The sequence below is a fragment of the Chryseobacterium sp. 22543 genome (assembly GCF_052044565.1).
Classification (GTDB): Bacteria; Bacteroidota; Bacteroidia; order Flavobacteriales; family Weeksellaceae; genus Chryseobacterium.
Genome location: NZ_JBQENH010000005.1, coordinates 95,137 through 118,003 on the forward strand (window position 1 = coordinate 95,137; position 22,867 = coordinate 118,003).

At 37.6% G+C, this 22,867-nt stretch carries 19 protein-coding genes and 2 riboswitches; of the genes, 4 read left to right on the forward strand and 15 right to left on the reverse strand.

The window, feature by feature from the left end:
• Nucleotides 1-240 precede the first annotated feature (240 nt).
• Complete coding sequence (locus ACTJIP_RS18170; protein WP_077419580.1) at nucleotides 241-2,508, forward strand: aconitate hydratase; 2,268 nt, start codon at nucleotides 241-243, stop codon at nucleotides 2,506-2,508.
• Between the two features lie 161 nt (nucleotides 2,509-2,669).
• On the opposite strand, the gene ACTJIP_RS18175 is transcribed toward ACTJIP_RS18170, so the two are convergent.
• Nucleotides 2,670-3,347 carry a LytR/AlgR family response regulator transcription factor gene (locus ACTJIP_RS18175; protein ID WP_077419499.1) on the reverse strand — a complete coding sequence of 226 codons (678 nt, stop codon included), beginning with the start codon at nucleotides 3,345-3,347 and terminating at the stop codon, nucleotides 2,670-2,672.
• The gene (locus ACTJIP_RS18180; RefSeq protein WP_077419498.1) at nucleotides 3,340-4,359 is read right to left on the reverse strand and encodes a sensor histidine kinase; all 1,020 of its coding nucleotides are present in this window, start codon (nucleotides 4,357-4,359) and stop codon (nucleotides 3,340-3,342) included. Before ACTJIP_RS18180 ends, ACTJIP_RS18175 begins: the two co-directional genes overlap by 8 nt.
• A gap of 191 nt (nucleotides 4,360-4,550) precedes the next feature.
• On the opposite strand from ACTJIP_RS18180, the gene ACTJIP_RS18185 reads away from it, so the two are divergent.
• Complete coding sequence (locus ACTJIP_RS18185) at nucleotides 4,551-6,674, forward strand: TonB-dependent receptor domain-containing protein (protein ID WP_440704916.1); 2,124 nt, start codon at nucleotides 4,551-4,553, stop codon at nucleotides 6,672-6,674.
• A gap of 24 nt (nucleotides 6,675-6,698) precedes the next feature.
• On the forward strand, nucleotides 6,699-7,538 hold the full coding sequence (locus ACTJIP_RS18190) for a DUF5694 domain-containing protein (protein ID WP_440704917.1): 840 nt from the start codon (nucleotides 6,699-6,701) through the stop codon (nucleotides 7,536-7,538).
• A 114-nt stretch (nucleotides 7,539-7,652) separates the two neighbouring features.
• Here the strand turns inward: ACTJIP_RS18190 and ACTJIP_RS18195 are convergent, their stop codons facing one another.
• On the reverse strand, nucleotides 7,653-10,397 hold the full coding sequence (locus tag ACTJIP_RS18195; protein ID WP_077419495.1) for a TonB-dependent receptor plug domain-containing protein: 2,745 nt from the start codon (nucleotides 10,395-10,397) through the stop codon (nucleotides 7,653-7,655).
• A 297-nt stretch (nucleotides 10,398-10,694) separates the two neighbouring features.
• Nucleotides 10,695-10,792: riboswitch (SAM-I-IV-variant riboswitch) on the reverse strand.
• A 118-nt stretch (nucleotides 10,793-10,910) separates the two neighbouring features.
• On the opposite strand from ACTJIP_RS18195, the gene ACTJIP_RS18200 reads away from it, so the two are divergent.
• Nucleotides 10,911-13,136, forward strand: a complete 2,226-nt coding sequence (locus ACTJIP_RS18200; protein ID WP_440704918.1) for an outer membrane beta-barrel protein — start codon at nucleotides 10,911-10,913, stop codon at nucleotides 13,134-13,136.
• A 109-nt stretch (nucleotides 13,137-13,245) separates the two neighbouring features.
• On the opposite strand, the gene ACTJIP_RS18205 is transcribed toward ACTJIP_RS18200, so the two are convergent.
• The 12 genes from ACTJIP_RS18205 to ACTJIP_RS18260 form a co-directional block, all read right to left on the reverse strand.
• Nucleotides 13,246-13,956 carry a HesA/MoeB/ThiF family protein gene (locus tag ACTJIP_RS18205; RefSeq protein ID WP_077419493.1) on the reverse strand — a complete coding sequence of 237 codons (711 nt, stop codon included), beginning with the start codon at nucleotides 13,954-13,956 and terminating at the stop codon, nucleotides 13,246-13,248.
• 144 nt (nucleotides 13,957-14,100) lie between these two features.
• Nucleotides 14,101-15,219 (reverse strand): 2-iminoacetate synthase ThiH, encoded by a 1,119-nt coding sequence (thiH, locus tag ACTJIP_RS18210; RefSeq protein ID WP_440704919.1) that lies wholly within the window; start codon nucleotides 15,217-15,219, stop codon nucleotides 14,101-14,103.
• A 9-nt stretch (nucleotides 15,220-15,228) separates the two neighbouring features.
• Entirely contained in the window at nucleotides 15,229-16,005 is a 777-nt protein-coding gene (locus ACTJIP_RS18215; protein ID WP_180564767.1) for a thiazole synthase, read from the reverse strand.
• Nucleotides 16,002-16,616 carry a thiamine phosphate synthase gene (locus ACTJIP_RS18220; RefSeq protein ID WP_440704920.1) on the reverse strand — a complete coding sequence of 205 codons (615 nt, stop codon included), beginning with the start codon at nucleotides 16,614-16,616 and terminating at the stop codon, nucleotides 16,002-16,004. The genes ACTJIP_RS18215 and ACTJIP_RS18220 overlap by 4 nt, the downstream gene beginning before the upstream one ends.
• Before the next feature lie 2 nt (nucleotides 16,617-16,618).
• Nucleotides 16,619-17,359 (reverse strand): hydroxymethylpyrimidine/phosphomethylpyrimidine kinase, encoded by a 741-nt coding sequence (locus ACTJIP_RS18225; protein WP_440704921.1) that lies wholly within the window; start codon nucleotides 17,357-17,359, stop codon nucleotides 16,619-16,621.
• The gene (locus ACTJIP_RS18230; protein ID WP_077419488.1) at nucleotides 17,335-17,922 is read right to left on the reverse strand and encodes a thiamine phosphate synthase; all 588 of its coding nucleotides are present in this window, start codon (nucleotides 17,920-17,922) and stop codon (nucleotides 17,335-17,337) included. The genes ACTJIP_RS18225 and ACTJIP_RS18230 overlap by 25 nt, the downstream gene beginning before the upstream one ends.
• Nucleotides 17,919-19,730, reverse strand: a complete 1,812-nt coding sequence (gene thiC, locus ACTJIP_RS18235; RefSeq protein WP_077419487.1) for a phosphomethylpyrimidine synthase ThiC — start codon at nucleotides 19,728-19,730, stop codon at nucleotides 17,919-17,921. Before thiC ends, ACTJIP_RS18230 begins: the two co-directional genes overlap by 4 nt.
• A 24-nt stretch (nucleotides 19,731-19,754) precedes the next feature.
• On the reverse strand, nucleotides 19,755-19,961 hold the full coding sequence (gene thiS / locus ACTJIP_RS18240; RefSeq protein WP_077419579.1) for a sulfur carrier protein ThiS: 207 nt from the start codon (nucleotides 19,959-19,961) through the stop codon (nucleotides 19,755-19,757).
• 58 nt (nucleotides 19,962-20,019) lie between these two features.
• Nucleotides 20,020-20,116, reverse strand: a riboswitch (TPP riboswitch).
• Between the two features lie 116 nt (nucleotides 20,117-20,232).
• Complete coding sequence (locus tag ACTJIP_RS18245; RefSeq protein WP_077419486.1) at nucleotides 20,233-20,910, reverse strand: RluA family pseudouridine synthase; 678 nt, start codon at nucleotides 20,908-20,910, stop codon at nucleotides 20,233-20,235.
• Between the two features lie 11 nt (nucleotides 20,911-20,921).
• The gene (locus ACTJIP_RS18250; protein ID WP_180564772.1) at nucleotides 20,922-21,236 is read right to left on the reverse strand and encodes a hypothetical protein; all 315 of its coding nucleotides are present in this window, start codon (nucleotides 21,234-21,236) and stop codon (nucleotides 20,922-20,924) included.
• A 3-nt stretch (nucleotides 21,237-21,239) separates the two neighbouring features.
• Nucleotides 21,240-22,055, reverse strand: coding sequence for a 3-methyl-2-oxobutanoate hydroxymethyltransferase (panB, locus tag ACTJIP_RS18255; RefSeq protein ID WP_047381678.1), 816 nt, complete (start codon nucleotides 22,053-22,055; stop codon nucleotides 21,240-21,242).
• Nucleotides 22,056-22,116: 61 nt separating this feature from the next.
• A complete protein-coding gene (locus tag ACTJIP_RS18260; protein ID WP_034692595.1) occupies nucleotides 22,117-22,830 on the reverse strand; it encodes a Crp/Fnr family transcriptional regulator in 714 nt (237 codons plus the stop codon).
• Between the last annotated feature and the right edge of the window lie 37 nt (nucleotides 22,831-22,867).

Consider the following 22,867-nt stretch of genomic DNA (forward strand, 5'->3'; position numbering starts at 1 on the left):
AATTTTTTGTTTAGAACGTTTCTATTTTAAGATAGTTATGTTTTTTTTTCGATAAAATCCGGAAAATAGATTCTATTTTTTCTTAAATTGAAAGTTATAAAATCTATTGATTTTGGAATCAAAAACAACCCTGTTTATGGATTATAGGAACGTTTTTTGATATATAGAAAAGTGATTTTTCTTTTTCAGACAGTAGAAAAGGAAACATTAAACGGAAAAAGAACAAAACTAAAATACGATATGACTTTTGATATTGATATGATCAAAAAGGTGTACGAGCGTTACCCGGAAAGAATTGCTGCAGCAAGACAAACCGTAGGAAAACCTCTTACCCTTTCAGAAAAAATCCTTTACACCCACCTTTGGGAAGGAAATGCTACACAGGCTTATGAAAGAGGAAACTCTTATGTAGACTTCGCTCCAGACAGAGTAGCAATGCAGGATGCCACTGCACAGATGGCACTTTTACAGTTCATGCAGGCAGGAAAAACTAAAGTTGCCGTTCCTTCCACAGCTCACGCGGATCACCTGATACAGGCAAAAGTAGGAGCTGATAAAGATTTACAGGAAGGAATCAACAAAAACTCTGAGGTATTCAACTTTCTAAGTTCTGTATGTGATAAATACGGAATCGGATTCTGGAAACCGGGAGCAGGTATCATTCACCAGGTTGTACTGGAAAATTATGCCTTCCCTGGAGGGATGATGATTGGTACAGATTCACACACTGTAAATGCAGGAGGACTGGGAATGGTAGCAATAGGTGTTGGTGGTGCTGATGCGGTAGACGTAATGGCAGGAATGGCCTGGGAGCTTAAAATGCCTAAACTTATCGGGGTAAAATTAACCGGTAAAATGAGCGGATGGACTTCTGCAAAAGATGTTATTCTGAAAGTAGCAGGAATCCTTACCGTAAAAGGAGGAACCGGATGCATCGTAGAATATTTCGGTGAAGGGGCAGAATCTCTTTCTGCAACAGGTAAAGGTACAATCTGTAACATGGGTGCTGAAATTGGGGCTACAACTTCTACTTTCGGATACGATGATTCTATGAGAAGATATCTTGCTGCTACCGGAAGACAGGATGTAGTGGATGCTGCGGATAAAATTGCTGAGCATTTAACAGGAGATGCAGAAGTATATGCAAACCCTGAACAATATTTCGACCAGTTAATAGAAATCAACCTTTCTGAACTGACGCCTCACTTAAACGGACCTTTCACTCCGGATCTGGCAACTCCGGTTGCAGAATTCAGAGCTAAAGCTGAAGCTAACGGATGGCCTTTGGAAGTTGAATGGGCACTTATCGGTTCTTGTACCAACTCTTCTTATGAAGATTTATCAAGAGCTGCTTCCATTGTAGAAGATGCCGTATCAAAAGGTGTAAAACCTAAAGCCATCTTAGGAATCAATCCGGGTTCTGAACAGGTAAAATTTACAGCTGAAAGAGACGGATTCTTAGATTCTTTCAGGAAATTTGAAAACGCAAGAATCTTTACCAACGCTTGTGGACCATGTATTGGACAATGGGACAGAGAAGGTGCTGAAAAAGGAGAGAAAAACTCTATTATTCACTCTTTCAACAGAAACTTCGCCAAAAGAGCTGATGGTAACCCAAATACCCATGCATTTGTAGCCTCTCCTGAAATGGTAGCTGCTGTTGCGATCTCAGGCAGACTAGATTTTAACCCGATTACAGATACTTTAACTAACGAAGCAGGCGAGCAGGTAAAACTTGACGAACCTAAAGGCTATGAACTTCCTTCAAAAGGATTTGCGGTAGATGATAATGGATATCAGGCTCCATCTGAAGATGGTTCCAGCGTTGTTGTGAATGTAAGTCCTACTTCAGACAGACTTCAGTTATTAGAAGAATTCCCGGCTTGGGATGGTAAAAACATTGAAGGAGCTAAGGTATTGATCAAAGCTTTCGGAAAATGTACTACTGACCACATTTCTATGGCCGGACCATGGTTGAAGTACAGAGGTCACTTAGATAATATCTCAAACAACATGTTGATCGGAGCTGTAAATGCTTACAACATGGAAACCAATAAAGTTAAAAATGAATTAACCGGTGAATACGGTGAGGTTCCGGCTGTACAGAGAGCTTACAAAGCGGCAGGCGTTCCAACAATCGTTGTAGGAGACCAGAACTACGGTGAAGGTTCTTCAAGAGAACACGCTGCCATGGAACCTAGACACCTTGGTGTGAAAGCTGTATTGGTAAAATCATTCGCGAGAATCCATGAAACCAACCTTAAAAAACAAGGTATGCTTGGAATCACTTTCGCTAATGAAGCTGATTATGATAAAATCAAGGAAGATGATACAGTTAACTTCTTAGATCTTGACCAGTTTGCTCCAGGAAAACAGTTGACTTTAGAATTCGTTCATGCTGACGGAACTAAAGATATCATCATGGCAAACCATACTTATAACAATCAGCAGATTGAGTGGTTTAAAGCGGGTTCTGCGCTTAACCTAATCAAACAACAGGAAAAATAAAATTAATTGTTAGATTAATTAATATAAAGGCGGCTTCAATTGAAGTCGTCTTTTTTATTTTCATACCAAAAATTCCTGCTAATAAATTCAATAGGAGCGGACTTTAGTCCGCTTTTAAAATTATAAAATACATCTGGCTTTAGCCAAAACTTACAATTTTCTTACTTTAATCTATCCAGAAGATTTGTTCTATAGCTTTCCCCGATAGGAATTTCAAACTCAGGAAGAACAACTTTTTTTGCCCCAATACTTTTGATTTTATCCAAATTGACAATGAAAGATTTATGAATCCGCACAAATTTTTCAGAAAGCTGACTTTCCATTGATTTAAGAGTATCCAGAACAATAAACTCATCATTTTCTGTCCGGATATTGACGTAGTCCTTGATACTTTCTACGTATAAAATCTCATGAAAGCCGATACGATGCCTTTGTCCGGAGGATTTCACAAAGAAATGGGTGCTTTCTTCCTGTGGAAAAGAAAACCGCTCCTGAGCTTTTAATACACTCTTTTGAAACCTTTCAAAGGAGATAGGCTTCAGAAGATAATCCACAACGTTATGTTCATATCCTTCCAACGCATATTCCGAATACGCTGTAGTCAGAATATACTTTTGATCAGGTCCAACAATCTTCATAAAATTGATTCCCGTAAGCTCCGGCATCTGAATATCCAGAAAGATGAGATCCGAATCGTTTTTCTGCAGATATTCTAAAGCCAAAATTGGATTCTCTGTAGAGAAAACCAGTTCAAGAAAAGGAATTTTCTCTACATAATGCTCCAGCAGAGAGATTGCCAGCGGCTCATCATCAACGATAATACATTTTATCTTATTCATGCCGTAAATCAATTTTTAAATCTACAATAAATTCCGTTTCTGAATTTTTGATCTCAAGCTGATGTTTAGGATAAAGGATTTCCAGTCTTTTTTTCACATTCTGAATTCCTATTCCAGACACGGTATCTTTCATTTTCTGTGTTTTAAAATTTAAAAGATAAAAATGCAGAATCTTATCATGATCAGAGATTTTCATTTCAAAACCTTTATCACGAAAATCACCATGTTTGAAAGCATTCTCTACAAAAGGAACCAACAGCATCGGTGAAATTTTAAGTTGTGGATGCTGAATATCTTTTTCTATACTCAACAGTTCAGGATTTCTGATTCTAAGCTTTTCCAGTGCAATTAAACTGTCAATATATCCAATTTCCTTATCCAGAGAAATCGAGTCTTTTTCTAGATCTTTTGTACTGTACCTCAGTAATTGGCCAAGTTCCTCAATGGCAGGAAGTGCTTTATCTGATTTTTGATATACGAGAGAATAGATATTATTCAATGAATTAAAAATAAAATGAGGATTGATCTGGGTTTTCAACGCCTGAAGTTCTGCCTGTTTTTTTTCAATCAAAAGCTGCTTTTTGTCATTTTCGGCAACACCATATTTCTCTACGATCCACAGGATTCCTGCAATGAAAACAGTCAATGATGCATTGTAGATATTATCCGTCAAATAATATAAAAGTCCGGTATCTTTATTATAATTTCTGAATCCAAGGGTAATAGGAAGCAGCACTTCTTCTATTCCATACCGAATTACACCAAAGCTTAAAATAGAGATCAAAAAAACTAAAACGGCAGAATAAAGTTTCTCCAGATTTAATACTTTCGGAATAATAACCAGATACAAAAGATAAAAAGTAGAGATTTCTGTAATAAAATAAGTAAAGTTCAGCACATATGATTCAAATCCTCTCCGCTCAGGAAAAAAGAAATAAGGTGTAATGTTGTTTCCTATAAAATTGAAACTCCAATAAAAAATCTGAAGCCAGATAATTTGCTTTTTATTCATATTCAAATATAATTCTATACCCCCACAATTCATCAACCCTTTTCGATAAAAACCTGTTTTTTTCCGACGAAACTATTTTGACATGTATAATCTCAGGCTTCATCTAAATGCTATTTCCAATGGAAGGCTCTTCCTATACTTTTGTCAGAGAAATTCAACATAAAGATCATTTAATCTGTCATTACTAACCTATGAAAAAGCATCTTTTATTTATAACCGCCCTTGCTTGTTCTTTTACAACAGCACAAACAAAAGACACTGCTAACGTCAACAAAATTGAGGCAGTAACGATGAATGGCAAAAAAATTCTGGTAGAGCGTAAAGTGGACCGCCTGGTTTATAATGTTCAGAATTCTATGCTTTCACAGGGAAGTTCGGGAACCGAGGTCTTAGCCGGCACTCCTTTATTACAGGTGGATGAAAATAAAGGTCTTCTTTCTATTGCAGGAAAAAACGGAGTTTCTGTGATGGTGAATGACAGGATGCTGAATCTTTCCGGATCTGAACTGATTAATTATCTGAGAAATCTTCGTTCTGAAAATATATTGAAAATAGAAGTGATCACCACTCCACCCGCCAAATATGAAGCACAGGGAAATAGCGGAATCATTAATATTGTCCTTAAAAAGAATCAGAATCTTGGATGGAACGGTTATCTGACGACCAGTTATACTCAAAAAACATATGCCGGCTTCAGCAGTGTGGCAGGAGTGAATTATCAGAATGAAAAAATAAAAGCCTCCGTAAAAGTAATGGGCTATGACGGAGATAAAAGATCAGTAGAAAAATATAATATTATTGGCCAAAGTTCTTCTGTCAGCAAGGATGACAGAAGGGATATGAATGACGGGCTCGGTCTGAATGCCAATTTTGATTATTCGCTTTCTAAAAATTCCAATATCGGATTGGTATACGATATTACAAAGGGGCATACGAATATGGATATCACTTCAACACAAAGTTACTTTACAGATGGTACGCCTACTTTACAAACAGAGACGAATTCAAAGCATCGTTCTCCTTTTACAACCCAAATGCTTAATCTGTATTTTGACCAGAAATTTGGAGAGCATAAGCTAAGTTTCGGAGCCAATTATTATGGAAATTTACCTGATACGGAAGTTAATTTTACAACAAGAAATGTCACCAGCAACGCAACACAGGTCGTGAGAAATCTTTCTTCGGTAGATTATAAGATCTATTCCGGACAGGCTGACTTAACTTTAAATTTCAAAAAAATTCAGTTAGAAACCGGTACGAAATACAGCCAGTTTTCCAATAATTCGGATATTGGATATTTTAATTTCATCAATGGAAATTATATCACAGATCCTGCAAAGAGCAATCTTTTTGATTATAACGAAAAGAATTATGCAGCTTATATCAGTGCCAGTAAAGATTTTGGTGAAAAATGGTCTGTAAAGGCAGGACTCCGTTATGAATATTCACAAACCAGCGGTTTCTCCCTTACTACACAGTCAAAATCTGAGAATAATTACGGAAAGTTTTTCCCGACAGCTTATTTATCTTATAAAGCCAATGAAAATAATCAGTTCAGCATTAATTATTCCCGAAGAATCAACCGTCCTTATTTCCGGGCTTTAGATCCGTTCCGATGGTATTCCAATCCTAATACATATTATTCCGGAAATCCAAGCCTGCAACCCTCTTTTAATCATAATATTGAGTTCAATTATATTTTTAAAAGTAAATTTTCTGCGAATCTTTATTACCAGAGAACTACGAATAATTTTGACCAGATTTCATTCCTGAACGGCATTGACCTTACCAGTACCTATGAAAATTATTATAATCAGAACGTGTACGGGATCAATTTCAATTACACAGATACGTTTTTCAAAATCTGGGAAAGTAATATCTCAACTTCGTTCAGTTACAATGAGACCCAGATTACAAGATTCAATCTGATTCCTAAAAACGGACAGTCATTTTATTATTCCCTCAACAATACTTTTCAGCTGAATAAGGCGAAAACATTCATGCTGTTTGTCAACTACTGGCAGAATCTGCCTTCACGTGACGGATATATTGCAGCAAAAAACAGAGCAAGCATTGATGCAGGAGTAAAGATGAGTTTTGCGAAAAAGGCTCTTCAGGTCAACCTTTCGGTGAGTGATATTTTCAGGCAGTCTGGTTTTAAGGCAGATATGTATTTCACAGATAATACACAGTCATTCAACAACTATTGGGATGCCAGAAGACTGGCACTCAGCATCACTTACAATTTTGGAAATCAGAAAGTAAAATCTAATAAAAGAGTGGTGGATTTTGAAGAGAAAAACCGTGCTCAATAATTTAATAACAAAAAAAATAAACCTATGAAAACCTTCATTTATATTCTTCTACTATGCATTCCCACATTCTTTTTTGCTCAAAAGAAGCCTTCGGACTATTTCAAAAATCCAAAAACCAAAGTCCTTGTTGTAGGGTCTTTCCACTTTGACTATCCTAATCTTGATGCTCATACAACCAATAAGGAAGATCAGATAGATGTTCTTTCACCTAAAACTGCAAAGGAAGTTGCTGAACTTGTAGAATATATCAAGAAATTTAAACCTACTAAGATTGCTATTGAAGCCTGGCCAAACTGGAATGCAAACCAAAAACTGAAGGAGTATGGTGAGGGAAAACACAGAGAAGAAAGAGACGAACGCTATCAGCTTGCTATGCGCATCGCCAATGAACTTAAAGTCAACGAACTGTTCAGTATAGATGCAGAATCTATCTGGAATGATCTCCAGACAAAATTTGGGAAAACAGATTCTACATTTTTTAATAACCGCAGCAAAGATTATGATTTTAAAAGTGATGATCTGATCTCCGAACAGTTTAACGTTTTCTTTAAAAGCTCTGAACCTAAAAATTTCAAATCACTTTTAGACACATTTACCTACATGAATTCTAAAGAAAGTCATCAGTATGGATATGGAGCTTACCTGAGTGGAGATTTTAAACTTAGAGAATTTGATGGAGCAGATATGCTTGCCTTGTATTGGTACAGCAGAAATCTGAGAATGTTCCGCAATATTCAGAAGATTCCTCACAACAGTGAAGACAGAATTCTTGTGATAGCCGGAAATGGCCATGCAGCAGTACTAAGACAGCTTTTCTCTTCTTCCGCCGAATATGATTTTATTGAATTTTCTTCACTGAAATAAATAAAATTAGAATAATCACCCTAATAGATAATTCATTCTTTATGGTGTAATAGAATATAAAAAAACAGAGATATCTTCTCTGTTTTTTTTATTAAATTTTCTAAGCTTTATTTATTAGAATCTGAATTCAATTCTTGCAAATAAGAACCTTCCACCAATACCATACTGAGAAACCTGTCTTGAATATACAAACTGGTTATCAGCTGTTAATGAATTTATATTCGGGCTTTTAGAAGGCAGTATGTTCAATATATTATTGCTCCCGATAGTTGCTGAAATATTTTTATTAAAATCATATCCTACAGATAAATCAGTTATCAAACGATTATTAAGAATGAAGTGCTCTGTACTTCCTGTTACTCCGTCAAAATTAGCATCTAAAACATCGGCATCTGTCACTTTACCGAAGAAAGAATTACGCAGCAGGAAAGTAAATCCGGAAACTCTTAACGTATTGGATAAGGTAGCTTTTACGCGTGGTACAGCTTCTTCAAAATATACTCTGTTCGGTTCTGAGAAATAATTATCAATCTGGCTTACTAATTTAGGTGACGCATGGATATCTCCGATTCTTTTGGTCTGATTAAGATTAAGGCCGAAGTTATTCTCCAAAGAAATCCCTGATGAGATTTTTGAATTCTGAGAAATGGTAATATCCAGCCCTTTCGTCTGAGAGTCCACCGCATTGGCAAAAAAATTGGCAGCACTTGCCCTTGCAAGATCAAAAGCGTCCTGAAGAACTGCCTGATCCGAACCTGGGGTAAAATTACCATTAGGGCGGAAAAAAAGATCTGTCAATACTACTCTGTCCTTAATCTTTATTAAATAAGCATCTGCTGTGAAAGTCAGGCTTAATGACGGAATCTTCCATGTAATTCCTGTGCTGTAGGATTGTGAGGTTTCCTGTTTCAATTTTGGAATACCCAATGCCTGTGCTGCTTCAGAATTGTTTCTGAAAGTACCTACCTGTGTAGTTTTTCCCTGTTGAATCAGTGTAGAAGTAGAACTATAATAGATTTGTGCTAAAGATGGTGCTCTAAACCCCGTAGAAACAGCACCTCTCCAGTTTAGATTGGGAGCCAGCTTTACATTGGTTGCCAGCTTATAATTGAATGTAGATCCGAAGTCTGAATAATTCTCATATCGTAAAGCTCCTTCCAGCAGCCATCCGTCAGTAACCTCCAGCTCTGCATCTGCATAAGCCGCAATACTGTTTCTGTTTCCGGAGACTGCATTTTCCGGACTAAACCCTGGAAAAACCTGAGCTCCGGCCGGTCTTATATTTCCAAAGAAATCGGTTACTTTTTCATTTTCAGGGGTTTTAGCGGTTACCACACGTCCATAAATATCATAAGAAGCATAAGAATTTTCCTTTCCAACATTTACTTTATAGTTTTCGTGTCTGTATTCACCTCCAAATGCAATGTTCAATCCTTTCAGGACATCATATTTTTTGGAAAAGTCAAGGTTGATGGTATTTTGTGAAAACTCAGAGCCTCCGGCATCAAAAGTTCTTGGAGAACTGTCTGTAAGTGATGCATTAAAGGTATTTACCACCCCAAAACTGAAGACGTTTTTCCCGAATGTATTACTGAAGTCCACATTCCAGCCATTCCATTTCCCTTTGATTCCTGCAGCGAGAGAATAATCATTTACGGTTGCTTCAATCTGAGGAAGATATCCGTTGGGAGTCACTGCATTGATGTTTCTTTCAGTATTAGGAAGTCTGTAAAATCCTCCGGCATTTCCAAGGCGGTAGCTGTAACCTCCAAATGAGTAAACCTTCCATTCCTCATTAACAGGAATTTCAGAATTAAAGAAGAGCTGTCCGGATTGCAGCTTAGACTGTCCTGCTCTCAGACTGAAATCTTTTCTCTCTAATCCTCTGTAATTAAGTTCCTGGGAGGTAAAATCTTTACCTAATAATTTTTGAAGGTCCGAAATACTATTTGCTCCCGAAATCTGAGACTGAAAATCCGGTGCAAAATATCCAACCTTACCTGCATATTGTTTAATTGTATTGATAATCTGCTGAGTATTGGAAGTATTGGTAATATTTTTATACAACCCATCAATATTCACTCCATCCTGTAATGCTCTGTAATTAATGGCATTATAGGCATTGAAGATATCTCCTTCTCTTACTCCGGCTCTGGAATAAGGGTCTCGGTATTGGGCAGAACCTGTAACGTTAAAAAATCCGGTCTGTCCAATTTTAGCTCCATAATTAAGGTCTACAGAAATGGTCTGTCCATCCACTCCTCCGGAGAAATTATTGGCAACAGGTGAAGCATATCCACCTAAAAACACCTGTCCGGAAAGCCCCAATCTTTTTTTCAATCCAAGGTTAACGACTCCAGCAATGGCATCAGAACCATATTGGGCAGAAGCTCCATCTCTTAAAACCTCAATTTTTTCTAAAGCAAAAGCTGGAATAGCATTAAGATCGGTTCCCACAGATCCTCTTCCCGGTGTGAGGGTAACATTAATCAATGAAGACTGGTATCTTCTTTTTCCATTGAGTAAAACTAAAACCTGATCCGGACCTAAACCTCTTAAAAGAGCAGGATCTACAAAGTCAGTTCCATCGTTAACCGTGTGAGAAGTGGATGAAAATGAGGGTACAATATAATTTAAGGCCTGGCTGATACTATTAGTCGGGCTCTGTTTTAAAATTTTTGATATATTAATGATGTCTACCGGAACAGGTGTATCTGTCAATGATCTTCCGGAACCTCTTGATCCAAGGATGACTACATCTTCTATTTTCTTAGATTGTAACGTGTCCGTCTGTGCGTAATAAAATGTAGAAATAAGCGCAATAGAAGGAACAAATATTTTTTTCTTGAAATTATGCATGTTGTTTGTTGTTTACTTTTTGTTGTTAAAAATTGTTTTTTGAGCAATACAAATCCCGTATCCCTAAATTTTAAGGTTACATAAATGTTCGAAATGTTTGTATTATTTTTTAGAAATAGAAAAGGCTAGAAGCAACAACACATGCGCATATAGAAATGGCATGAAAACATATGGGAATAATGAAGATTCACTTCATGATCCGAAGAATAAAAGATAACTGATGTAAGGAGATTTCCCTTGTCTTTAAACATTTGAATTTAACTTTAAAACAAAAATTCAAGATGGGATAATGATAGAATGATAAACATTTTTTCCGGAAGATCCGGCTTATCGATTGCAGCACCTTGCTTGTTTTTGCAGGTTGCTATCCCATCTAGAGATTCTTGATAATTACCCGGCAAAGATATAATTATTTCGTAAATAAAAAAATATTTAACCTAAAATTCGATTTTCAACATTTTAGCGTAACAAATTATCTTTTTCAGCGTCTAACCGGATATCAGTAAAAACATTATGAAAAAAACGATTTTCGCGTTATCCTTATTAAGCTCTGTTTTTGTCTTTTCACAGGAAAAAAACAACAAACCTCAGGAAAAGCAGATTGAAGGTGTAGTCATCACCAAAACTAAAAAAGCAGTTGAACAAAAGGCAGACCGTACTATTTTTGACTTTTCCGAGCAACCTCAGCTGAACAACGGAAACGTATTGGAAGGAATAAAAAAGCTTCCTGGACTGGTATCTACCGACATCGCAGGAATGATGTACCAGGGAAAAATGCTGGAAGTATATCTTAACGGAAGACCTCTGAACATCACATCCAATGAATTGAACTCCTTTCTTGAAGGAATGCCTGCCAATTCTGTAGAAAGAATTGAGGTAATCACTCAACCCGGCGCTGAATTTCCGGCTACATCCGGAGGTGCAATCATGAATATCATCACGAACAAAAATGCCAATAAATATTTAACCGCTACGTATTCCGGAAATTATTCTTTCACAAATTATAACAAGTATAGAAGCAGAACGACCAACTCCGTTAATTTAAATGCCAGAAATAAATATTTCGGATGGCAGCTGAATGTTGGTCAAAACTACCGTGAAAGTATGCTGAACGGCCAACAGGATGAGCTTTTAACAAGTCATACCGACAGATACGGACGTGGGTATTTTGCAAAATCAGGATTGACTTTTGATTTAGGACAGGACAGATTATTATTAAACTACGATATTTACCACAATAATAATGACAATTATACTTTAAGTAACGGTCATGGAGATTTACCTTTTCAGAACAATCCAAAGGATTTAAGAGAAGCTTTTTATACATCTTCTGATGTGGCCCATACCAATAGCTTGAGACAGGAAGCTGTTGTAACGTATCAGAAACGTTTTGCTGACAAATCTCAAAAACTGGACTTTCAGTTTGGCTACACAAGATCAGACAGTAAATTCTCTCAGGACAATTATTTTCAGGATGGTATATTTGCTGCAGCTCCCAATCCACCAATTAACAGTGCAATGAGTGGCTTAAAAGATATTCTGAACAATGAATCTGTAATGAATATTGCCAACTTTAAAGTAGATTATGCCCAGCCTATCAAGCTTCTTGATGGTGGAAAGGTAAGCTTTGGAGGATTGTATGAAAAACAGGATTATGATACGGAAAGTTTTGGCTTGACGAATCTTGAATATCAAAGACAAACTGCTTCTACCTATTTGGAGTTTCAGGCTAAACTGAAAAAGTTTGACTTCACATTGGGTTCCCGTGCGGAAAACTATGACATTTCGGGGGTAACAAGATATTTCGATAAAGATGCAAAACTGGTGGAAGCGAATTTGATTCCTTTCAATAAATTTAAATTTTTCCCGAACGCGAGTGTACAGTATAACATGATGAATCAGGTTTATATTGCTGCGAATTACAACAGAAAAATCAGCTTACCAAGTATTTCTGCCCTGAACCCGAATAACGTAACGTTCTCCGGACCAAGTACGGAAGTTAATGGTAACCCGAATCTACAACCTACTATTTTTGATAATTATGAATTGAAAATTTCGGCTTTTGATTATGCATTTATCGGGTATAGCGTAAGTTCAGCAAACAATCAGGTGGCACAGATCATCCGAAAAGACGGAAGAAAACTCTACAACGAGCAGGTGAATATTTCGAATATGAAAATTCATAACTTCAACGTGGGATTACCGGTTCCTTTTATGATTTTCAGCAAGCCTTTGAGCGAAATCATGAAGTTTGATTTTAATCCTGATAAAATTAACTTCATGTACTTATATGCTGGTTACCAGAAACATGAAATCGACAATCTGAATAATAAAGGATTTTGGATTTTCAATATTATGACTCAGATTCTTTTGCCTAAAGACATCAAAATGACAGCCAATTACAGCTATCTGACTCCAAAGGCAGGATATTTCTATTTCACGGCAGAGAAACCATTCAACAACTCTCTTGATATTACGCTGACGAAGAAGTTTATGAACAACCGTCTGACGCTTTCAGTTTTTGCGAATGATATTTTCAACGGACAGATGATGCAGGTACGTTCTAATCCGCCATCAGGAACTCCGGTAATGATCAGCAGCAAGTATGACACGAGAAATTTCGGATTTTCCATCAATTATAAAATTCCGACAAGAAATAAACTGGCGAAAGAGGATCCGAATATCCTAAACCAGACTAAAAAAGAAGATAATGGAGGCGTAATGCAGCAGGCACAATAATTCTTAAGATAAATAAGAGAGGCAGTAATAATTTTTACTGCCTCTTTCTATTGATATTGAATTAGTGTTATTGGTGAAAATATTAGCGATATTAGTGTTTATATTTACATCAGAAATCTATCGTCTGAAATCTCCAGTTCAGCGTGTCTACCAATGTCAACTGATTGACAATTATTGGAAGATCAGTGATGATTTTTAAGGTCTGAAGAGCCATCATACTTCCTATTATTCCGGGAAGAGCTCCCAATACACCAAGACTGTCACAATCCGGCATATCTTCATCAGAAGGAGGTTCCGGAAATAGATCTCTCAGATTTTTACTTCCATTATGATTGAACACGGCAACCTGTCCTGAGAATCCCAGAATACTTCCGTAGACCAAAGTTTTTTTCAATTTTATACAGGTATCATTCACCAGATATCTTGTGGAAAAATTGTCTGACCCCTCTACAATTACATCGTACTGAGAAAGGATGTCTTCAGCATTATTTTTATTTATTTTCTCTTCGATTCCTGTAAATGTAACCTGATGATTAAGCTTTTCTACAAATGCTTCGGCGCTCTTCACTTTGGATAACCCTACGCTGTTTTCAGTATGAATGATCTGTCTGTTCAGATTATGAATTTCAACCTCATCAAAATCTGCAACGCCTAAAGTTCCCACTCCTGCAGCGGCCAGATATTGAATAATGGGACTTCCCAAACCTCCCGCTCCTATGACAAGGACTTTTGAAGCCATGAGTTTCTTTTGTCCTTTCAGTCCTATCTCTTCTATAAATATCTGCCGGCTGTATCGCGAAAAATGATCTTCTTTTTTCATACTTTATGATAATTGAACCATTAAGATTCTTTAAGTTTTTAAGGAAAATTAAGCTGAGCTTTGCTTTAAGAAGATATGGCCTTAAAATCTTCGATTTTTCTTAATTTAGCTTCAGCTCTTCAAAGTTCTTCATGGTTTAAAAGTTTAAAATCCACTATATACTGAATCCCAGTCTTTCATCACAGGATCGTAGCCCGCTTTTTTAATCATAAGTCTGATCTCATCCATGCTTCGTTCGTCACTGGTTTCAAACTGCTCCAGAGATTCTTTATCGACAGCATACCCTCCGGGATTGGTTTTTGAGCCTGCACTCATGGCTGTAGCTCCCAGAGATACAATATTATTTCTAAAGACCTCATTTTCTCTGGTAGAAATGGAGATTTCAAGGTCTTCATTCCAGATTCTATAGGCACAAATGAGCTGAAGAAGATCTTTATCTTCCATAATAAAATTAGGTTCAATAATTCCTTCTGCCGGTCTGAGTCTTGGAAAGGAAACCGAGAATTTACTTTTCCAGTATTGTTTCTGAAGATAATCTATGTGTAAAGCGTTGAAAAAACTATCAACCCTCCAATCTTCAAGTCCAAGGAGAACTCCTAGCCCAATTTTATGAATTCCCGCCCGTCCTATTCTGTCCGGAGTTTCCAGACGGAAATGGAAATTTGATTTTTTACCTTTCGGATGATATTCTCTGTAAACATCCTGATGATAGGTTTCCTGATATACCAATACGGAATGTGCTCCTTCTTCATGAAGCAGTTTATATTCTTCTTCCATTAAAGGTTGAACTTCAATGGAAATATTGGAAAAATGAGGTTTTAACTTTCGGACAGCATTCTGAAAGTAGGGAACTCCCACTATTTTATTGGCTTCACCGCTTACCAGCAGTACATGATTCACACCCATTGATTTCAGAACTGATGCTTCAATCATCAGTTCTGTATCGGAAAGAGTTTTTCTTTTCAGATTATTATCAAGACTGAATCCACAATAGGTACAGATATTCTGACATTCATTACTGAGATAGAGCGGAGCATACAACTGAATGGTTTTTCCGAATCGTTTTTGGGTAAGTGCCTGTGTCATTCCTGCCATCAGTTCCAATTCCTGAGAAGCCACCGGTGACAGAAGATTCAGGAAATCATCAAGGGTTTTATTCTTTTTCTGAAGACTGGATCTTACATCAAACAGGTTTACTTTTTCAAGCTTACTCCTTACCTCCTCCCATTGATAGCGTTCAAAAACATCTTTAAAGCTTTTCATAATCCTGATTTATTCAAACAAAAACGAAGTAAGCGGACTTGAGGCTTCAGCATGGTTGGCAATGGCTCCCAATCCTGATTCAAAAGCTCTTCTTCCGGCAATCACACCTTCTTTAAAAGCGACAGCCATATTAAGCGGATTTCTTGCAACGGCAATGGCTGTATTCACCAAAACGGCATCCGCTCCCATTTCCATGGCCTTTGCTGCATCTGATGGCGCACCGATTCCAGCATCTACCACTACAGGAACATTACTCTGGCTGATAATTATTTCCAGAAAGTCCTGGGTTCTTAATCCTTTATTTGTTCCGATAGGTGCTCCCAAAGGCATTACCACAGCTGTTCCGGCATCTTCAAGACGTTTGCATAGAACAGGATCGGCATGAATATAAGGCATCACAATGAATCCCAGCCTGGCAAGTTCTTCGGTTGCATATAATGTTTCAATAGGGTCCGGCAGTAAATATTTCGGATCCGGATGAATTTCCAGTTTTACCCAGTTTGTTTCCAGTGCTTCTCTGGCTAATTGTGCGGCTAATACTGCTTCTTTAGCTGTTCTGGCTCCGGAGGTATTAGGCAGAAGATGAACATTGGTTTCTCTTAATGAGTCAAGCAGATCATCTTCACTGGATTGTGCATCAATTCTTTTCAGTGCCATGGTCACCATATCCGTTTCTGATGCGATGACAGATTGTACCATATCTTTCAGACTTCCGAACTTGCCTGTTCCTAAAAACAGTCTTGATTCAAAAGTTCTTCCTGCTATTTCTAATTTCTGATTGTTCATATCATTACTTTTTTTAGTTCATTAATAATCGTTGGCTGCTTGGTAATGAGTCCGGATACGGCAACACCATAAATGCCAATCTCTTGTAACGGCAAAATATCTTCAAGGGTAACGCTTCCAATGGCAAATATTTTAGGAATGTCGATTGATTTTTCTTTTAATCCATCGACAATTTCCTGATACCCTTCAAACCCAAGAACAGGACTCAATTTTTCTTTGGTTATAGTAAACCTCAATGGACCTAAACCTATATAATCACAAGATTCATTAATTCTCTGGATGACATCTGAAAGGGTATTGGCCGTTCCACCAATAATTTTATTTTCTCCCAAAGTCTGTCTGGCTTCTTCAATAGACCGGTCATTCAAACCTAAATGAACTCCTTCAGCACCTATTTCTTTTGCCAGCTGTACATGGTCATTGATGATACAAACCGACTGATATTCTGAACAAAGCTGTTTTGAAATTTCACAAAGATTGATTAATTCATTTTCAGGAGCATTTTTCCATCTTACCTGCAGCCATTTGATCCCATTATCTAAAGCCTTTCGGATATGAAGTTCCTGTTCCTGTATTGTGTTTCCCTGTGATATGTATTGTAGTTTTTCCATGTTTATAATGAATGCGTTCCCAATAAAGAGGAATTGCTTTTTAAAAATTTTTCAATGTATAATTTCCCCTGTTTACAGGCTGTTTCCATGCTTTCGTCTTTGGCGAGTTCTGCTGTAATTGCTGATGATAAAACACAGCCTGAACCATGTTTAGGAAAATATATTTGATGGTCTTCGACTGGAACTAAAAGAGTTTCTTTTCCGTTTTCAACTAAAATATCCGTTCCTAAATGATCTTGTCTATGCCCTCCTTTGATCAGCAATGAGCATTGATTTGTATCTGATAAAAGATTGTGTTCCTTTAAAACACTGTATTCATTATAATTAGGGGTTATTAAACAAAGTTTATTAATAACCGTTTTTAATTGAGGAAGTGTTTTAAGATCAAAAAAAGTGAATTCGGAAGTGCTTTTCAGAACGGGATCCCAAACTATTTTTACTTCAGGATTGCTAATCTTTACCGTTTTTACAATTTCACCCAGAAATTCTGCATCCTTCACTATTCCGACTTTCACGGCTGAAACCGGATAATTTTCCATCAGTACCTGAATAGCATCAGTCACTTCTTTTACAGGACGCCATTCAAGACTAAGACATTTGGAGGCTGTTTGCAGTGTCAACGCTGTACATACTCCAAGTCCCATCACTTTCGATTGCTCAAAGGTTTTACTATCTGATAACAAGCCTGCTCCACCACTTGGATCAAAGCCTGCAACACTCATGACATAAGGGCGTTCCTGCATTTTTTGAATACTTTTAAAGGTTCTTCACTTTCCCAGATGGCACCTAATAAAGCTGCTCCATCTGCTTCTGTTTTGAAAACTTCCTGAATATTATCCTGATCAATTCCTCCAAGAGCAATTAATTTTACATCCGGATGGTTCCTATGTTTTATTTCATCTTTAATAGTAGAATCCAATCCATATCCTTTTTTGGAGATACTTGGAAAGAACGGGCTTATGAAAGCATATTCCCATTCTTTGTCCAAAGTATTATAGGTTGTGATATCATGTACTGAAGTTGAAATGGTATTTTCTTCTGCAAAAGGTTTATAAGTTTCTTCCTTTCGATCAATCTCTCTGAAATGAAATCTTGAAATATTATATTCCTTCCCCAGATCGTAATGTGTATGTAACACCAACTGTGAATGAAACGCTTCATCAATTTGGCTGATCAATTCAATCATTTCATCTCTGTTGATCCATGGTTTACGGATATGAAGCAGATCAAGTCCTTCCTTAAATAGTTGATTAATCACATCAGTTTCGTTCGGAACCATCAATTCAGGAGTGATTACCAGGATCATATATAGATTTCTTTCCCTTTTTCAATGAATTCCTGTGATTTATCCAGCATTCCTTTTTCTGCAGATTCACGGATTTCCTGAGTAATTTTCATTGAGCAGAATTTTGGTCCGCACATAGAACAGAAATGGGCAATTTTTGCTCCTTCTGCCGGCAATGTTTCATCATGATAAGCTCTTGCCGTCTCTGGATCTAATGAAAGGTTGAACTGATCTTCCCATCTGAATTCAAATCTGGCTTTACTTAATGCATTGTCCCTGTACTGAGCTCCCGGATGACCTTTTGCAAGGTCTGCTGCATGAGCTGCCAGCTTATAGGTAATCACCCCAACTTTTACATCTTCTTTATTCGGAAGTCCTAAATGCTCCTTCGGTGTTACATAACAAAGCATCGCACATCCAAACCATCCTATCATCGCCGCCCCGATTCCTGAAGTGATGTGATCATAGCCCGGCGCAATGTCAGTTGTCAAAGGGCCTAAGGTATAGAACGGAGCTTCATGGCATTCTTCCAGCTGCTTTTCCATATTTTCTTTGATCATGTGCATCGGAACATGGCCAGGTCCTTCAATCATTACCTGTACGTTGTGTTTCCATGCAATTTTTGTCAGTTCACCTAAAGTTTCCAGTTCGGCAAACTGAGCGGCATCATTGGCATCTGCAATAGATCCCGGGCGAAGACCATCTCCAAGAGAGAAAGCAACGTCGTACTTCTTCATGATCTCACAGATCTCCTCAAAATGAGTGTATAAGAAGCTTTCTTTATGATGGAATAAACACCATTTCGCCATAATAGAACCACCTCTGGAAACAATTCCGGTTACTCTTTTTGCTGTTAAATGAATATATTTCAACAAAACACCTGCATGAATCGTGAAGTAGGAAACTCCCTGTTCTGCCTGTTCAATCAGAGTGTCTCTGAAAATTTCCCATGTCAGATCTTCCGGAACGCCTTTTACTTTTTCCAGTGCCTGATAGATAGGAACTGTACCAATGGGAACCGGACTGTTTCTGATGATCCATTCTCTTGTTTCGTGAATATTTTTCCCGGTTGAAAGATCCATAATGGTATCTGCTCCCCATCGGCAGGCCCATACCGCTTTTTCCACTTCTTCTTCGATACTGGATGAAACGGCACTGTTTCCGATATTGGCATTAATCTTCACCAGAAAGTTTCTTCCGATAATCATCGGTTCACTTTCCGGATGGTTAATATTATTTGGAATAATAGCTCTTCCGGCAGCAATTTCGTCTCTTACAAACTCCGGAGTGATCTTACTTTTCGGAGTATTTGCTCCAAAGCTGTGTCCGGGATGTTGAAAAGCCATTTCTTTTGATACGGAATCAAGCTGTTCTATCCTTTGATTTTCTCTGATCGCCACATATTCCATTTCCGGAGTGATGATTCCTTGTTTTGCATAGTAAAGCTGGGTCAATTCTTTTCCCTCTTGTGCTACCTTAGGTTTATGATCATAGGAAAACCTTAGTTCATCAAGACGCGGATCTGCCAGACGGACTTTTCCGTATTCAGACGTAATTCCGTCCAGAATATTCACATCATTTCTGTCCAGAATCCATTGTTCTCTGATTCTTGGAAGTCCTTTCTGAATGTCAATAACCGCATTTTCATCGGTATAAGGCCCTGAAGTATCGTAGATCGTTACCGGAGCATTATGTTCAAAGCCGCCATTGGTCAATTTGGTTGGGCTAAGCTGTATTTCACGCATTGCTACATTGATAGGGTGTACTGTTCCTTCAATATAGATTTTCTTTGAGTTCGGAAATGGCGAACATGTAATGGAGTGAGCCATAAATATTGGTATTAAATATGAGAATTAACCGCCCTGAGTGGCAGTAATGATTAAAACTGAATCGTTGTTATTAAGGATGGTTTCCGCCCAGGCCGACAGGGGAATAATACGATTGTTGAGGGCTACAGCGATGCCTTTTTTCTTTCCGGGCAGCTCAATAGCCAGTAATGCTTCCAGGTTTGCAGGAAGTACATCAAATGTTTTTCGGGTGTGGTTGATTATAAGTTCCATTCCTAATAATTTTAAATATACTTTAGGAATGGCCATTATTGTACAATAGAATGTACAGCAAAAGTCATCTACTTTTCCCTACGCTGGTATGATCCAGATCAGGTTCAAAGGGTAAAGTCTCAGTCTGTTGGTAACAGACACCCCTAAAGTTTGGGACGAAGTTAGACATTTTTTTAGAATGGGCAAAATCTTAAATGAACTCAAAGAAAAAGTCCACCTCAAAATTGAGACGGACTTTTATATTTTTTCTTTGATTGCTTTAGATCCCTTGCTATTCTTCACAAGCTCTCCAGATCGCATCATTCTGCGGAACGGGAGCTATGATTTCAATATTTTCCTTTGTAACAGGATGAATAAACTCCAGCTTTCTTGCGTGAAGATTAATTCCTCCATCCGGGTTAGAACGTGGTGCTCCATATTTCAGGTCTCCTTTAATCGGAATCCCTGTTTTAGACAACTGAGCCCTGATCTGGTGATGTCTTCCGGTTTCAAGGTCTATTTCCAACAACAAATAATTGTCTAATGTTTTGATAACATTATAAGTCAGAATCGCTTCTTTTGCCCCTTCGGTAGCTTTCGGAAAAACAATGGCTTTATTATTTTTTTCGTTTTTCTTTAAATAATGTACCAGCCTTTGACTTTGCGGGATCATTTCTTTTCCTACAACCGCCCAATATGTTTTTTTCACCTCACGATTTTTTACCATCTGTGTAAGGCGTGAAAGCGCTTTGGAAGTTTTTGCATAGATCACCAGCCCTGAAGTTGGGCGGTCTATACGATGAACCAAGCCGAGAAAAACATTTCCCGGCTTAGCATCTCTTATTTTTATAAAATTCTTGATAGATTCTAATAGTGATTCATCTCCGGTTTTATCACCCTGTACAAGCTGACCCACCTTTTTATTAATCACCAGAAGATGGTTGTCTTCATATATAATCTGCTCCTTCATGCTTCTTCTCTCTATCTTCTTCTATTGGATAAAGACAGGATAATTCCCGCCAGAAGACCTACTGTTTTAACGGCTGAAAGCTTTGAACCTTCCGGTATGAATGCTCCTAATACACAGATGGCAGCAGCAGCATACATTGCATAGACAAAGTTCCTATTGGTAAGCAGCGGAGCCTGAATAAAGAAACTCGCACCTATCAAAACATAAAAAACCTTTCTTGAAAGTAAATGGTTGATTTCCGGAGAAAATAAATTAAACCATCCTACAGCAAGGCAAACCAGTGCTGCAATAGATAATATCCCCTGAATAGATTGTTGATTCTGCATGGATTAATAGCTTTCGTTTTCGTTTGGAAATTCTACATTCTTCACATCTTTTACATACTGAGAAACAGCTCCTGTAATTTCTGTGTAAAGATCAAGATACCTTCTTAAGAATTTCGGACTGAAACCTTTGTTCATTCCTACCATATCATGATATACCAAAACCTGTCCGTCACAATCTGCTCCGGCACCGATTCCGATAGTAGGAATAGAAATGCTTTCAGTAACTTTCTTTGCTAATTCAGCAGGAATTTTCTCCAATACAACAGAAAAACAACCTAATTCTTCTAAAAGCTGCGCATCAGCAATCAGTTTTTCAGCTTCTGCCTCTTCTTTAGCTCTTACTTTATACGTTCCGAATTTATAAATAGACTGTGGTGTTAATCCCAAATGTCCCATTACCGGAATTCCGGCGTTGATAATTTTTTTGATTGATTTGGAAATTTCCTTTCCGCCTTCAATTTTCACGGCATGCGCTCCACCTTCCTTCATCATTCTTACCGCAGATTCCAATGCTTTTTCAGGATTACTCTGATAAGTTCCGAAAGGTAAATCTGCTACCACCAAAGCTCTGTCGGTTCCTCTTACCACACTTTGAGCATGATAGATCATTTGATCCAGCGTAATAGGCAATGTGGTTTCAAAACCAGCCATTACATTCGCTGCAGAGTCTCCAATTAAAATAGCATCTACTCCACCTGCATCTACCATCTTTGCTGTGGTAAAATCATAGGCTGTAAGCATTGTTATTTTTTCCTTGTCGAATTTCATTTTACGCAAGGTTTCAGTCGTAACTTTTTTAATTTCAGAGTGAACAGACATAATTTATCTATTTTTAAAAGTTAAAAAGTCGGCCTTCAGCCGACTTAAGTTTTTGTATGATTTATAAAACTACGTGACCGAGTTTCATGAGTTTATCGTGATTTAAGATCTTAATATTTCTTCCGTCTACTTCAATCAGGCTATCCTGTTTGAATTCTGAGATCAGACGGATGGCACTTTCTGTAGCAGTACCGATGATATTGGCAATTTCTTCTCTCGTCAATGAGATCTTGATGAACCCTTCAGGATCTACTCCCAGCTTCTGTTCCAAAAGCAGCAGTATTTCAGCCAATCTTTCTCTTACCGTTTTCTGAGCAAGGAAGGTAATGGTATTTGAAGATTCTCCTAGTTCGTATGAGATTTTTTGAAGCATTACGAAAGATAGCTGTGGATCTACTTCCAGAAGATACATGAAAATATCTGCTGGTAAGAAAACACATTCAATATCTGTCATTGCTTCTGCTTTGGCCTGGAAATTCTCCCCGCAAAGCAAAGAACGATAGCCGATGATATCCCCTTCTTTGATAAATCTTAAAATTTGATCTTTCCCGAACGCTCCTGATTTCGAAAGTTTGGCAGCCCCTTTTTCCAAAACAAAAACTCCTTTTGGAGTTTCACCATCCTCGAAAATGGTATCGTGTTTCTGAAAACTCAGTTTCTTTTTGCCATTAATATATTTTTCAAAATCTGCGCTAGAAAGTCTTTCTTTAAATGATTTATCATTAAAAACTCTGGCGAACCTCTCTTCAATTGCTATCTGTTGTTCCTGCGGCATTTTATATGATATTTATCACAAAAATAGAACTTTTTAA